Below are 14,157 nucleotides of genomic sequence, written 5' to 3'. Positions count from 1 at the left end.
TACATACGCGCGGGAGGCGTCAGGTCTTGGCGCCCGAACCCCGCTTACCGTTCCAGCCCAAATCGCGGCTGATCGCGTCGGCGGCCAGGCGGACGTCGTCCACCAGGCCGGTCATCCGTTCGTCGTCCATGTACTGAGCAGCGCCCGAGACGCTGATCGCGGCGACGATCTGACCGCCCGCCCCGCGCACGGGCGCGGCCACGCAGCGGATGCGGTCTTCATTCTCTTCAAGGTCGAAGGCGACCCCGCGCTGGGAGTAGTCGCGCATCCACGCGATCCACTGCTCTTCATTGGGCGCGCCGGCGGCGGCCGGGCCTTCCTTGCGATAGAGCGCCCGCCAGCGGGCTTCCTCGTCGTCCAGCACCAGGGCCTTGCCCAGGCCGGTCGAGCGGATCGGCTGGCGATCGCCCACGCGCGAGGAGATGTTGATGCGGCGGCGGCCGGTCAGCTTGTCCAGATAAAGAGCGCGGTCGTCGTCGAGCACGCCCAGGTGGACGGTGTCTTCAAGCTCTTCCCACAGCTTTTCCAGGTGCGGGCGCGCCACGCGCGGCAGGTCCATCTGCTGGCTGGCCAGATAGCCCAGCTCGAGCAGCTTGGAGCCAAGGCTATAGCCTTCGCGCGGCGTTTGGGTGAGCATACGCCGTTCGACCAACGCCGTGGCCAGTCGGTGGGTGGTGCTGCGGGTCAGGCCGAGTCGCGCGGCCAGGGCCGGCAGGCCGATGGCGCCCGCATCGGCCACCACGTCGAGCACGTCCAGGCCGCGAAACAGCGTCTGGCTGCCGCTTGGGCTCTTGGTCGCCGCGCCTTCGTCGTCAGCCACTGGTTCCGCTCCCCTTGACGTGCTGGGTTTCATTTTGTAGCACTACCTCTCATAATATGGAACGCAAGACAAGGGCTCGCTTCGCGACTCTTCGGGTCACGGATCTACCGCGGCGAGCGTGTCATACGATGTTCTGGGGAGGTAGCGCGAACATGTGTTCGCGCCGTTCGGCGGCCCCGCTGGCGCGCCCTCCCCCGGTTTGGGGTTGATCCGGTCGAGCGACCGGGCGTTGTTGGAGCACTAGGATGCCGCTTCCCTTGATCAAGCATGTCCGGGCCTTCGTGGTCCGCGGCGGCGGCGCTGATTATCACGACCAGGGCGAAGGCCACTGGATCGACGATCACATCGCCACCCCGATGTCGCGCTATCCGGAATATCGCCAGAGCCGCCAGAGCTTCGGCATCAACGTGCTGGGCACCCTGGTCGTCGAGATCGAGGCCGTCGACGGCACGATCGGCTTCGCGGTGACCACCGGCGGCGAACCGGCCGCCTTCATCGTCGAAAAGCACCTGGCCCGTTTCCTGGAAGGCCGCGACCCGACCGAGGTCGAGAAGATCTGGGACCAGATGTACTTCTCCACCCAGTACTACGGCCGCAAGGGCCTGGTCGTGAACGCCATCTCGGGCGTCGACCTGGCGCTCTACGACCTGCTGGGCAAGCTGCGCCAGGAGCCGGTCTACGCCCTGCTGGGCGGCAAGGTCCGTGACGAACTGACCTTCTACGCCACGGGCGCGCGTCCGGACCTGGCCAAGGAGATGGGGTTCATCGGCGGCAAGATGCCCCTGCACCACGGCCCGGCCGAGGGCGAGGAAGGCCTGCACAAGAACATCCAGGAACTGGCCACCATGCGCGAGCGCGTGGGCGAGGACTTCTGGCTGATGTTCGACTGCTGGATGTCGCTGGACCTCAACTACGCCACCAAGCTGGCCCACAAGGCTCACGAGTTGGGCCTGAAGTGGATCGAGGAGGCCCTGAGCCCCGACGACTACTGGGGCTATCGCGACCTCAAGAAGAACGCCCCCAAGGGCATGCTGGTCACCACCGGCGAGCACGAAGCCACCCGCTGGGGCTTCCGCATGCTGCTGGAGATGGAATGCTGCGACATCATCCAGCCGGACGTGGGCTGGTGCGGCGGCGTCACCGAACTGATCAAGATCGCCAACCTGGCCGACAGCAAGGGCGTGATGATGATCCCGCACGGCTCGTCGGTGTACAGCTACCACTTCGTCATCACGCGCCATAACAGCCCGTTCGCCGAGTTCCTAATGATGGCGCCCAAGGCCGACGAAGTCGTGCCGATGTTCCATCCGCAGCTGATCGGCGAGCCCGTGCCGGTCAACGGCAAGCTCAAGCTCGGCGACGCGCCCGGCTTCGGCGTCGAGCTGAACCGCGACATCGCCCTGCACCGTCCCTATCCGCGGTAATCCGCGCCTTTCCTCCCCCATTTCCCCCTAGAGCCAGAAGATCATGAAACTGCTGCGTTACGGCCCGCGGGGCGCCGAAAAGCCCGGTCTGCTCGACGCCGAAGGCAAGATCCGCGACCTGTCGGGCCACGTGTCCGACATCACCGGCGCCGAGCTGTCGCCCGAGGGCCTGGCCAAGATCGCCGCCATCGACCCGGCCACCCTGCCGGTGGTCGAAGGCTCGCCGCGCTACGGCGTGCCGATCGGCAATGTCGGCAAGTTCCTGGCCATCGGCCTGAACTTCGCCGACCACGCCAAGGAAGCCGGCCTCGAGCCCCCGCCCGAGCCGATCTTCTTCACCAAGGCGATCTCGTGCCTGAACGGCCCGAACGACCAGGTCATGCTGCCCAAGGGCGCCGAGAAGGGCGACTGGGAAGTCGAACTGGGCGTCGTGATCGGCAAGCGCGCCCGCTATGTCGAGCAATCCGAAGCCCTCGACTACGTCGCCGGCTACGTGCTGGTGAACGACGTCTCCGAGCGCGCCTTCCAGAAGGAGCTCGGCTCCCAGTGGGACAAGGGCAAGGGCTGCGACACCTTTGGCCCGGTCGGCCCGTGGGTCGTCACCGCCGATGAGGTCGGCGACTGCCAGAACCTCGACATGTGGCTCGACCTCAACGGCAAGCGCATGCAGACCGGCAACAGCAAGACGATGATCTTCGGCGTCGCCGAACTGATCGCCTACATGAGCCGCTTCGTCACCCTGGAGCCGGGCGACATCCTGACCACGGGCACCCCTCCGGGCGTCGGCGAAGGCCAGAAGCCGGAAAAGATCTTCCTCAAGGCCGGCGACGTCATGGAGCTGGGCATCGAGAAGCTCGGCAGCCAGCGCCAGGAAGTCATCGCCTGGACCAAGGAAGGCGTCTCGTGACCGTCTACGCCAACCGCTTTGCAAACCGCGCCGCCGTCATCACCGGCGGCGCCTCGGGCCTGGGCAAGGAAACCGCCCGCCGCCTGATCGCCGAAGGCGGCAAGGTCGCCCTGTGGGACGTCAACGCCGAGGCCCTGAAGGCCGCCGCCGAAGAGATCGGCGCGACCTTCACCTACGCCCTGGACGTCTCCGACGAAGCCCAGGTCGCGGCCGCCACGGCCGCCAGCCTGGAGGCCCTGGGCAAGATCGACGTGCTGGTCAACTCGGCCGGCATCACCGGCGCCACCGTGCCGGTGCACGAGTTCCCGCTCGACAGCTGGAAGCGCGTCATCGACATCAACCTGAACGGCCTCTTCTACTGCTGCCGTTCGGTGGTGCCGCACATGCTGGCGGCCGGCTACGGCCGCATCGTCAACGTCGCCTCGGTGGCCGGCAAGGAAGGCAACCCGAACGCCAGCGCCTATTCGGCGTCGAAGGCCGGCGTGATCGGCCTGACCAAGTCGCTGGGCAAGGAACTGGCCGGCAAGGGCGTGATCGCCAACGCCCTGACCCCCGCCACCTTCGAGAGCCCGATCCTCGAACAGCTGCCCGCCAGCCAGGTCGAGTACATGCGCTCGAAGATCCCGATGGGCCGCCTCGGCGAAGTCGAGGAAAGCGCCGCCATGGTCTGCTTCATGGCCAGCGAAGAGTGCAGCTTCACCACCGCCGCCACCTTCGACACGTCCGGCGGCCGGACCACCTTCTAAGCTTTTGTATCCGGGCTCGTCCGCCCTTCGGGGCGGGCGGGTTCAAAGGGAGGAACCATGGCGTACGCGGGTCCGATCATCGACGCCCACATGCACCTGTGGGACCTCGACAAGCACTACTATTCCTGGCTGCAGGACGACCCGCTGCCCAACAATCCGGCCGGCGACATGAGCCTGATCGCCGGGAAGGACTACCTGCCCGCCGACTACGCCGCCGACGCCCTGCCCTGGCGCGTCCAGAGCCTGGTTCACGTCGAGTGCGGCCTGCCGACAGACAAGCAGCTCTCCGAGACCGACTGGTTGGAAGGCCTGGCCGAGGCCGGCGCGCCCATCGGGGCCATCGTCGCCGGCGCCAACCTGGACGATCCGAACGTCGAACTGCTGCTGGAAGCCCACGCCGAGCGCCCGCGCGTTCGCGGCATCCGCCAGATCGTCAATTTCCACCAGGACCCGGCCAAGAGCTACGGCCCGTCCGACCTGCTGCTGAACGACCAGTGGCGCCGGGGTTTCGCGCTGCTGGCCGACCATGGCCTGTCATTCGACCTGCAGCTCTATCCCTCGCAGATGGCGACGGCGGCCGCCCTGGCCGACGCCCATCCCGACATCCCGCTGATCGTCAACCACGCCGGCATGCCGACCGACCGCGACGAGGCGGGTCTCGCCCTCTGGCGCGCCGGCCTCGCGGACCTCGCCAAGCGTCCCAACGTCTCGTGCAAGATCTCGGGCCTGGCCATGGTCGACCGCGCCTGGACGGTGGAAAGCCTGCGCCCGTTCGTCCTGTACGTGATCGAGGCCTTCGGCGCGGAACGCAGCATGTTCGCCAGCAACTTCCCGGTCGAGAAGGTGCACGGAAGCTTCGACGCCTTCTATTCGGCCTACGACGCCATCACGGCCGATTTCAGCGACGCCGACCGCCAGCGCCTGTTCGCCGGCACGGCCGCCGACATCTACCGCATCGCCTGACAACCATAAAAAGACGCCCGGAGGACACCCCATGAGCAGCAAGATCGAAGGTCGCCCGATCGCCTTCCGCATGCAGCTGAAGGCCGGCGTCGCCGCCGAGTACGAGCGCCGTCACGACGAGCTGTGGCCGGACCTGGCCGAGGCCCTGCGAGGCGCGGGCATCTACGACTATTCGATCTTCCTCGACGAAGAGACCATGAGCCTGTTCGCCGTGCTGCGCCTGAAGCCCGACAACAACAAGGACGCCCTGCCCCTGCAGCCGGTGATGAAGCGCTGGTGGGACTTCATGGCCGACCTGATGGAGGTCCACCCCGACAACAAGCCCGTCGAGTGGCCGCTGAAGCCCGTCTTCTTCTTCGAGGGCTGAAGACCGTGAAGCGCACCGCTTTCCTCGGCCTCGCCGCCGCCCTGCTCGCCACGACGGCTCTGGCCGAGCCGACGCGCTACGTCATGACGGCGTTCACCAACGCCAGCCAGTCGAACATGAGCATCTACGACTCGGCCGACGGAACGCGCTTCACCCTGCAGAAGCCGCTGGCCTACACCCCGCCCAAGGGGTTGATCCGCGATCCCAGCGTGCTCAAGCGCAAGGACGGCTTCTACTACGTCGCCTACACCACCGGCTGGACCGGCAACACGATCGGCCTGGCCCGCAGCAAGGACCTGGTCGACTGGACCTTCCTGCGCGACGTCACCATCGACGTGCCTGGCGTCACCAACAGCTGGGCGCCCGAGTGGTTCGTCGACCAGGACGGCTCCGAGCACCTGATCCTGTCGGTCTCGACCACCGGCATCGGCGGTCAATTTCAGCCCTATCGGATCACCGCCCAGGACGCCGACCTGACCGCCTGGAGCGCGCCGCGCCCGCTGTCGGGCATGGGTCCCAACTACATCGACGCCTTCGTCGTGCGCGAGGGCTCGCAGTACCAGGCCTTCGCCAAGAACGAGACGACCAAGTACATCGAGCTGCTGACCGCCCCGTCGCTGGACGGTCCCTGGCAGGTCAAGGGCGGCGGCGACTGGGCCGGCTGGGGCAAGTTCCTCGAAGGCCCCGCCGTCACCCGTACCCCCGAAGGGGCATGGCGCGTCTATTTCGACGAGTACATGGCCAAGCGCTACTGGTACTCCGACAGCAAGGACGGCTTCCGCACCTGGACGAAGAAGCAGGAGCTGCCCGAGCTTTCCGGCACGGTGCGCCACTTCACCGTGCTGAAGGAAGGCGGCGACCAAGCGGTCGCGGCCAAGCCCGCCGAAGCCCACAAGATCACCTGGGACAAGTACTCCCTGAAGGTCGACGGCAATCGCATCTACTCCTGGGGCGGCGAGTTCCATCCCTTCCGCGTGCCCAGCCCCGACCTGTGGCGCGACATCCTCCAGAAGATGAAGGCCAGCGGCTACAACACCGTCGCGATCTACATCGACTGGGGCTACCACTCGCCCAAGCAGGGGGTCTACGACTTCAGCGGCGTGCGCGACATCGACCGCGTGCTGACCATGGCCAAGGAAGAAGGCCTCTACGTCATCACCCGCGCCGGGCCCTATGTGAACGCCGAGCTGACGCGCGGCGGCTTCCCCGGCTGGCTGGTCAACCAGCAGGCCCGCGCCCGCACCGACGCGCCTGAGTATGTCCAGGCCGCCGACGAGTGGCTGAGCCAGATCAACAAGGTCATCGCCCGCCACCAGCTGACCACCGGCCAGGGCACGGTCATCGCCCACCAGATCGAGAACGAGCTCGACGTCGTCGGCGCCCCGCAGCAACGCTACATGCAGTGGCTGGCCGACAAGGCCCGCGCGGACGGCATCACGGTTCCGCTGTTCCACAACGACAAGGGCCGCAACGGCTACTGGGTGCCCAAGGATTCCAAGGTCCCCGGCACGGTGGAAGGCCCGACCGACCTCTACGCCTTCGACGGCTATCCGGGCGGCTCGTGCAAGGTCGACTCCACGCCGTCGGCGGCCGGCGTCGCGCCCGACTGGGGCCTCTACGGCGCCGGCGGGGCCAAGGGCGGCGCCTCGGCCAGCCCCAACACCCCCGGCTTCGCGGCCGAGTTCGGCGGCGGCTGGTTCGACTACTGGGGCAGCAACGGCGACTACGACTGCACCGCCATCCATCGCGGCGTCGGCTACCAGCGGGTGTTCTACGGAACCAACATCGCCAACGGCCTGACGATCCAGAGCTTCTACATGACCTATGGCGGAACCAGCTGGGGCTGGCTGCCGGCCCCGGTGGTGTTCAGCTCCTACGACTACGGCTCGGCCATCGACGAGGCCCGCGGGCTTCGCGACAAGGCCCGCGTCATGAAGCAGATGGGCCAGTTCCTGAACGCTGTTCCGGACCTGACCCGTATGGACAAGGGCGAGTTCGTCACCGTCTCGAACGACAAGGTCCGCGTCTACCACAACGTCAACGCCGAGACCGGCAGCCACCTCTATGTGGTCGTCCACAATCCCAGCAGCGCCACCGGCGACGAGGCCTTCACCTTCAAGCTGAAGACCCGCGACGGCGAGTACGTGGTCCCATCGCGGATCAAGGGCCAGGACAGCAAGATGCTGATGGCCAGCTACGACCTGGGCGGCCAGCGCCTCGTCTATTCGACCTCCGAGATCCAGACCCACCTGCCCTGGAACGGCGGCGATCTGGCCCTGCTCTACGGCCGCGCCGGCGAAGCGGGCGAGACCGTGTTGCGCTATGCGCAGGCCCCCAAGGTCGAAGTGCTGGAAGGCGATGTCGCCTCGAGCTTCGACGCCGCCAAGGGCGACCTGAAGCTGACCTACCAGCACACGGGCCTGGCCCGCGTGCGCATCACCGGCGGCGGCCGCCCGCCCCTGGTGCTACTGCTGGCCGACGAGGCGACGGGCCAGACCTTCTGGCGCCAGGACACGCCTGCCGGCCCGACCCTGCAGCGCGGCCCCGGCCTCGTCCGCACCGCCGCCGTCAAGGGCGGCGTGCTATCCCTGACCGGCGACACCGAGACCGAAAGCCCGCTGGAAGTCTTCGCCCCTAAGGGCGTGAAGTCGGTCCGCTGGAACGGCGCCGCCGTCGCGGCCAAGACCACCGCTTCGGGTTCGCTGCTGGCGTCCAAGACCCTCGCCGGCCCTGCCGCCGTCACCGTTCCCGACCTCGCCAAGCTCGACTGGAAGACCGCCGCCGGCTCGCCGGAGTCCGACCCGGCCTTCGACGACAGCGCCTGGGCCAAGGCCGAGGGCAAGCGCGGCGGCTCCACCGTGCGTCCGCCCACGGGCCAGCCGGCGCTCGACATGAGCACCCACGGCTTCCACAACGGCGACGTCTGGTACCGCGGCCGCTACAAGGGCCGCGCCGACATCGACACCCTGACCCTGCACTACGGCGCCGGCGGCGCGGGCCTGCTGCAGGTCTGGCTGGACGGCAAGTTCCTGGGCCAGCACGAGCTGGACGGCGGCCTGCCCCGCCCGATCACCACGGGCGTGGCGACCTTCAAGCTGCCGGAAGACCTGCGCGGCGACGGCGAGCACGTGCTGTCGGTGATGGTGCGCAACAACGGCCACAACTGGGACCTCGACGCCGACGACTTCCACAAGGAAGCCCGCGGCCTGGTCTCGGCCTCGCTGTCGAGCCCCACCAGCTACAGCTTCGCCGTGCCGATCACCTGGAAGATCCAGGGCAACAAGGGCGGCGAAGACATCGCCGATCCGGTGCGCGGTTCGCTGAACGAAGGCGGCCAGTACGGCGAGCGCAACGGCTGGCACCTGCCGGGCTTCCCCGACCAGAGCTGGGCCAAGGCCGACATGGCCGCCACCCAGCCCTACGCCGGCACCACCTGGTATCGGACGAACTTCGATCTGGCTTTGCCCAAGGACCAGGACGTGACCCTGGGCCTGACGATCGGCGATCCGAAGACCCCGCGCTCGCCGGGCCGCTACCGCGTGCTGATCTTCGTCAACGGCTGGAACATGGGCCAGTTCATCGCCCATGTCGGCCCGCAGCGGACCTTCGTCCTGCCGAGCGGAATCATCGATGAGCACGGCAAGAACACCATCGCCCTGACCGTGACCAGCGACGGCGCCCCCGGCGACGCCCTGGAAGCCGTCAAACTCGAAGTGCTGCGCAACGTGGAAGGCGGCGTGCCCGTCGCCCGCGTCCCCGCGCCGAACTACAAACCGTAGGCCCCCGCCTACCGCTAGACCTACCCTTTAGGAGACTACCGTGCCCAATCTCGCACACGGCATCGAGGCCAAGGACGTCAAGGCCAAGATCGCCCTTCTGATCAGCAACCTCGTCGACATCACCGACGAGACGGGCGAGTTCCTGCTGCGCCTCGACGACGGCCGCGTCATCGACACCAAGGGCTGGAACGACTGGGAATGGACCCATGGCGTGGGTCTCTACGGCCTGTGGAAGCAGTACGAGATGTACGGCGACGAGCGCGCCTTCGACATCATGACCAAGTGGTTCGCCGACCGTTTCGAGGCCGGCACCCCGACCAAGAACATCAACACGGTCTCGCCGTTCCTGACCCTGGCCTATCTCTACGAGGCCACCGGCGACCACACCTACATTCCCTATCTCGAGACCTGGGCCGACTACGTCATGTACGAGGGTCCGCGCACCGAGGAAGGCGGCTTCCAGCACATCGTCTTCAACAGCGAGAACCCGCAGCAGCTGTGGGACGACACGCTGATGATGAGCGTGCTGCCGCTGGCCAAGATCGGCCTGCTGCTCGACCGCCCCGACTTCGTCGAGGAGGCCAAGCGCCAGTTCATGGTCCACATCAAGTACCTGGCCGACCGCAAGACCGGCCTGTGGTTCCACGGCTGGACCTTCGAAGGTCGTCACAACTTCGCCGACGCCCTGTGGGCGCGCGGGAACTGCTGGGTGACGATCGCCATCCCGGAATTCATCGAGCTGCTCGACCTGAAGCCGGGCGACGGCCTGCGCGCCTTCCTGATCGACGCCCTGGAAGCCCAGATCAAGGCCCTGACCGAGTACCAGGACCAAGAGACCGGCCTCTGGCACACGATCATCAACGACAAGACCTCGTACCTGGAAGCCTCGGCCACGGCCGGCTTCGCCTACGGCGTCCTGAAGGCCGTCCGCAAGCGCTACATCGGCAAGGAATACGAAGCCGTCGCCATCCGCGCCATCAAGGGCGTGCTGGCCAATATCGACGACGCCGGTGAACTGCAGCAGGTCTCGTTCGGCACCCCGGTGTTCGACACGATCCAGGGCTACAAGGACATCCCGCTGACCTCGATGCCCTACGGCCAGTCGCTGGCCATGCTGGCCCTCGGCGAGTTCCAGCGCGCCTTCATCTAACCCTTTCACCGACCATCCCCGCGCAGGTGGGGATGGTCGGACGAGGGACTGCAATTCAGAGGCTCACCAGAAGCCTTTCGAAGTTTGGGATACGAAACGAACATGGCCACGCCAGACCCCCGCAAACCGTCCTGGGTCACCTATTGGGGCTGGGGCTCCGGCGACATGCTGGGGGCCGGCGCGCAAGCCGTGATCACCGGCTGGCTGGCCTACTTCTTCATCACCTTCTGTGGACTGTCGCCGGTCGAGACCGGCCTGATCCTGGGCCTGCCGCGCCTGCTCGAGGCGATCACCTGCCCGCTGATCGGCTACATCTCCGACAACCTGCGCCACACCTGGATCGGCCGGAAGGTCGGGCGGCGGAAGATCTTCCTGCTGGCGACCATCCCGCTGCTGCCGGCCTTCGCCCTGATCTTCGTCACCGGCAAGCCGTTCCTCTACTACCTCGTGACCTTCATCTTCTTCGAGTTCGTCTACACGATGTTCCTGATCCCGTGGGAAACCCTCGCGGCGGAAATGACGAAGGATTACAAGGAGAAGGCCAAGTTCGCCGGCGTGCGCATGATGGTCGCCCAGACCTCGGCGATCCTGGCCTCCTACCTGCCGACCCTGATCATCAACCACTTCGGCGGCAAGGACAGCCCCAACACCTTCCTGATCATGGCGGCCATCTTCGGCGGCCTGTTCAGCCTCGTGGTGCTGCTGGTGGTGTTGTTTACCTGGGAGCGCCCCTACACCGAGGAAGAAAAGCTGATCCAGCCCGAGCCGATGGACTGGAGCAAGGCGGCCCTGATCCCGGTCAACATGTTCCGCGACCTGTTCTCGACCCTGAAGCTGAAGGCCTTCCGCCAGCACCTGTCGCTCTATCTGGGCGGCTATATCAGCCAGGACATCTTCAACACCGCCTTCCCGCTGTTCGTGGCCACGGTGATGGTCGGCTCGACCCTGGTGATCTCCCAGGCCATGACCATGATGTACGTGGCCCAGCTGATCTCGGTGATGGTCGCCATCCGCGTGATCATCAAGACCGGCCCGACCGCCGCCTACCGCATGGCCATCAGCTTCGTCGGCGCGGCCCTGCTGCTGTTCCTGGGCTTTTACCTGGTCAAGCCGGCCGGCTTCTCGGCCGGCGTGGCGGCGCTGAACGGCAACATCTTCACCGCCCTGCCCGGCGCGGCGGGCTTCAACCCGACCGTCCTGCTGTGGCTGTTCCTGCCGATCATCCTGGCGGGCCTGGGCCGCGGCACGCTGAACTTCGTGCCCTGGGGCGTCTACAACTACCTGCCCGACGTCGACGAGGCCGTCACCGGCCTGCGCCGCGAAGGCATCTTCGCCGGGGTCATGACCTTCGTGCGCAAGATCGCCCAGTCGGGCGCGATCCTGCTGACCACCAGCCTGATCGGCCTGGGCGGCTTCGTCTCGGCCGCCAAGGGCGCCCCGCCCGTCCAGCAGTCGCCGGAAGCCATCCGCGCCCTGGTGCTGGTCATGGTCGGCGGCCCGCTGATCGTGATGATCGCCGGCATGGTCATCTCCTGGAAGTTCCGCCTCAACGCCAAGACCCACGAGGTGCTGGTCCACGAAGTCGAACGCCTCCGCGCCGGCGCGACCGAGGCCGAGACTCCTGAGTCCAAGGCCATCGTCGAAGACCTCACCGGCTGGAAGTACGAGACCCTCTGGGGTCGCGGCGCCAAGGCCAAACCGGCGGTCGCCAGCGACAAGATCCCGGACATCACCTGACCAAGATCCCTCTCCCCTTGCGGGAGAGGGTGGCCTCCGAAGGAGGTCGGGTGAGGGGTCTCTCAAAAGCAAGACGCCGCGAAAGCTGATCAGCTTTCGCGGCGTTTTCGTTCGTGCAACCCCTCATCCGTCGGCTTCGCCGACACCTTCTCCCGCAAGGGGAGAAGGACGAGCCCAGGAACCTCCCCCCGTGGGGGAGGCGGCCGAAGGCCGGTGGGGGGACGGTTTCAGCTTTCAGGGCGTGGGTGAGTTCGTAATCACGCCCCCCACCGATCGCTTCGCGATCACCTCCCCCACAGGGGGAGGTTCCTCAAGATCTAAGCCGCCTCCGCCTGGCTCCACCGCGCCACCGTCTCCAGCAACCGCATTGGGTTGATCGGCTTGCCCAGGTGGTCGTCCATGCCGGCGGCCAGGCAGTTGGCGACCTGTTCGGGCAGGACGTTGGCGGTCATGGCGACGATCGGCGTGTGGCGGCCAGCGTGCTCCAGGGCGCGGATGCGGCGGGTGGCGGTCAGGCCGTCCATCACCGGCATCTGCACGTCCATCAGCACGAGGTCATAGGCCTTGCCGGCCTTGAAGGCGTCGACCGCCCCCACCCCGTCGACGGCCGTCTCCACCTCGACGTCGAAAGGCGCCAGCAGCGCCCCGATCAGCTCGCGGTTGGCCGGATTGTCCTCGACCAGCAGCACCCGGGCCGGCCGCTCCAGCGCCGCCGGCTGGGCCGCGACGGGAATGTCGGCGACCGTTTCGGTGATCGGCAGGTCGACCTCGAACCAGAAGGTCGAGCCCTTGCCCGGCGTGCTCTCCACGCCGATGCGGCCGCCCATGGCGTCGATGATCCGCTTGCAGATCGCCAGGCCCAGGCCCGTGCCGCCGAACCGCCGCGAGACGCCGGCGTCAGCCTGGATGAAGCGCTCGAACACCGCCTCGTGCATGTCGCCCGGCACGCCGATGCCGGTGTCGCGCACCTCCATCCGCAGGCGCTGGCCGACCGCCGAGGTCTCCTGGCTGACCGAGATCAGGATCCGTCCCTCGCTCGTGAACTTCACGGCGTTGGACAGGAAGTTCAGCAGCACCTGGTTCAGGCGCGCGGCGTCGCCGACCAGGGGCTTGAGGCCCGGCCCGAACTCGACCAGCACCGGCAGGCCCTTCTCCTGGGCCTGGGTCTCGATCAGGGCGGCGGCCGAGCGGGCCATGTCGCAGGGGCGGAAGGGTTCGGCGTCGAACTCCAACCCCGCCTCCAGGCGCGAGAAGTCCAGCACGTCGTTGATCACGCCCAGCAGGGTGTTGCTGGCCTCGTGGATCAGCCGAACCTGCCGCGCGTCGGTCTCCGACAGGGCCGACGACTGCCGCAGCAGGCCCGAAAAGCCGATGATCGCCGTCAGCGGCGTGCGCAGTTCGTGGGTCATGTTGGCCAGGAAGTCGGCCTTGGCCGCGGCGGCCGACTGGGCCTCGTGCGCGGCCTGGGCCAGGTCTTCGGCCAGGCGCTTGCGCTCGGTGACGTCGCGGCTGGTGGCGATGAAGCCGCCGCCGTCCTCGGCCGGCACCAGCGAATAGGTGCTCTCGATCCAGATCCGCGTCCCGTCCTTGCGGCGGAAACGGTATTCGAGCGTGCGGGTGTCGGCCGGCCCCTTCAGCTCGCGGATGGCCGCCACCGCCTTGGCCCCGTCCTCGTGATCGACGCCCAGCAGGTTCGGCGCGACCAGGAACTCCTCGGGCGTGTAGCCGGTGAGGCGCTCGATGGCGGGCGAGTTGTAGAGCCGCTTGCCCTCGCGGTTCCACAGCGACAGAGCGTCGGTCAGGTTGTTGGCCAGGATGCTGTACAGCGACTCCTGCTCGCGCAGCCGCGACAGGGCGCGCTCGGCCTCCAGCCGCCGCCGCTCGGCCTCCTCGGCCGACTGGCGCTGCACCTTCAGGCTCTCATAGAGGTCGCGCTTGGCCGCCTTCAGGTTCAGGCGCTGGTGGTGCAGGAAATAGACGAGCGGCCCGCCGGCGACCGCGACGATGGTCATCGTCATCCACGGCGTGAAGATGTACGGCCGCGCCAGCAGCACCACGTTCACCACGTAGTCCGTCCCGACCGCCAGGAGCGCCACGACGGCGATGGTGGCGAGGGTGCGAAGGATGCTGGCTCTGAACATGACCCCAGGATCGACGGCGCGACGGATCGAACGGCTCGACCCACCCCCGTTTGTCCATCATCTAGGAGTCCGAGGTGCTAAAATCGAAGCCTCGGAAGCCTTCGAAACGCCCATCGCGACGCT

Annotated in this window: 10 protein-coding genes; 8 read left to right on the top strand and 2 right to left on the bottom strand. The window is 67.2% G+C overall.

Annotated features, from left to right (window positions below):
• Positions 1 to 19: 19 nt before the first annotated feature.
• The gene (locus AC1RRS_RS16220) at positions 20 to 853 is read right to left on the bottom strand and encodes an IclR family transcriptional regulator (RefSeq protein WP_110122024.1); all 834 of its coding nucleotides are present in this window, start codon (positions 851 to 853) and stop codon (positions 20 to 22) included.
• A gap of 212 nt (positions 854 to 1,065) precedes the next feature.
• Here AC1RRS_RS16220 and rhmD point away from each other — a divergent pair, with 212 nt between their 5' ends.
• From rhmD to AC1RRS_RS16180, 8 genes are all read left to right on the top strand, one after another.
• Positions 1,066 to 2,244, top strand: a complete 1,179-nt coding sequence (gene rhmD, locus AC1RRS_RS16215; RefSeq protein ID WP_487288284.1) for an L-rhamnonate dehydratase — start codon at positions 1,066 to 1,068, stop codon at positions 2,242 to 2,244.
• A 43-nt stretch (positions 2,245 to 2,287) separates the two neighbouring features.
• On the top strand, positions 2,288 to 3,151 hold the full coding sequence (locus AC1RRS_RS16210) for a 2,4-didehydro-3-deoxy-L-rhamnonate hydrolase (RefSeq protein WP_110122026.1): 864 nt from the start codon (positions 2,288 to 2,290) through the stop codon (positions 3,149 to 3,151).
• Positions 3,148 to 3,897, top strand: coding sequence for an SDR family NAD(P)-dependent oxidoreductase (locus AC1RRS_RS16205; RefSeq protein ID WP_487288285.1), 750 nt, complete (start codon positions 3,148 to 3,150; stop codon positions 3,895 to 3,897). Before AC1RRS_RS16210 ends, AC1RRS_RS16205 begins: the two co-directional genes overlap by 4 nt.
• Before the next feature lie 57 nt (positions 3,898 to 3,954).
• Positions 3,955 to 4,860, top strand: a complete 906-nt coding sequence (locus AC1RRS_RS16200; protein ID WP_492856015.1) for an amidohydrolase family protein — start codon at positions 3,955 to 3,957, stop codon at positions 4,858 to 4,860.
• A gap of 31 nt (positions 4,861 to 4,891) precedes the next feature.
• A complete protein-coding gene (locus AC1RRS_RS16195) occupies positions 4,892 to 5,227 on the top strand; it encodes an L-rhamnose mutarotase (protein WP_110122029.1) in 336 nt (111 codons plus the stop codon).
• Between the two features lie 5 nt (positions 5,228 to 5,232).
• Positions 5,233 to 9,006: a beta-galactosidase gene (locus AC1RRS_RS16190; protein ID WP_492856014.1), complete on the top strand. Its 3,774-nt coding sequence runs from the start codon at positions 5,233 to 5,235 to the stop codon at positions 9,004 to 9,006.
• 40 nt (positions 9,007 to 9,046) lie between these two features.
• Positions 9,047 to 10,156, top strand: coding sequence for a beta-galactosidase BglB (gene bglB, locus AC1RRS_RS16185; protein WP_109099342.1), 1,110 nt, complete (start codon positions 9,047 to 9,049; stop codon positions 10,154 to 10,156).
• A 102-nt stretch (positions 10,157 to 10,258) separates the two neighbouring features.
• Positions 10,259 to 11,893, top strand: coding sequence for an MFS transporter (locus AC1RRS_RS16180; protein ID WP_492856013.1), 1,635 nt, complete (start codon positions 10,259 to 10,261; stop codon positions 11,891 to 11,893).
• 317 nt (positions 11,894 to 12,210) lie between these two features.
• Here the strand turns inward: AC1RRS_RS16180 and AC1RRS_RS16175 are convergent, their stop codons facing one another.
• A complete protein-coding gene (locus tag AC1RRS_RS16175) occupies positions 12,211 to 14,034 on the bottom strand; it encodes a hybrid sensor histidine kinase/response regulator (RefSeq protein WP_492856012.1) in 1,824 nt (607 codons plus the stop codon).
• Positions 14,035 to 14,157: the final 123 nt, after the last annotated feature.

The organism is Caulobacter sp. GW821-FHT12A07, assembly GCF_058807655.1.
The sequence above is the reverse complement of the archived record's forward strand: the minus strand, read 5'-3'. Positions and strand labels throughout refer to the sequence as shown.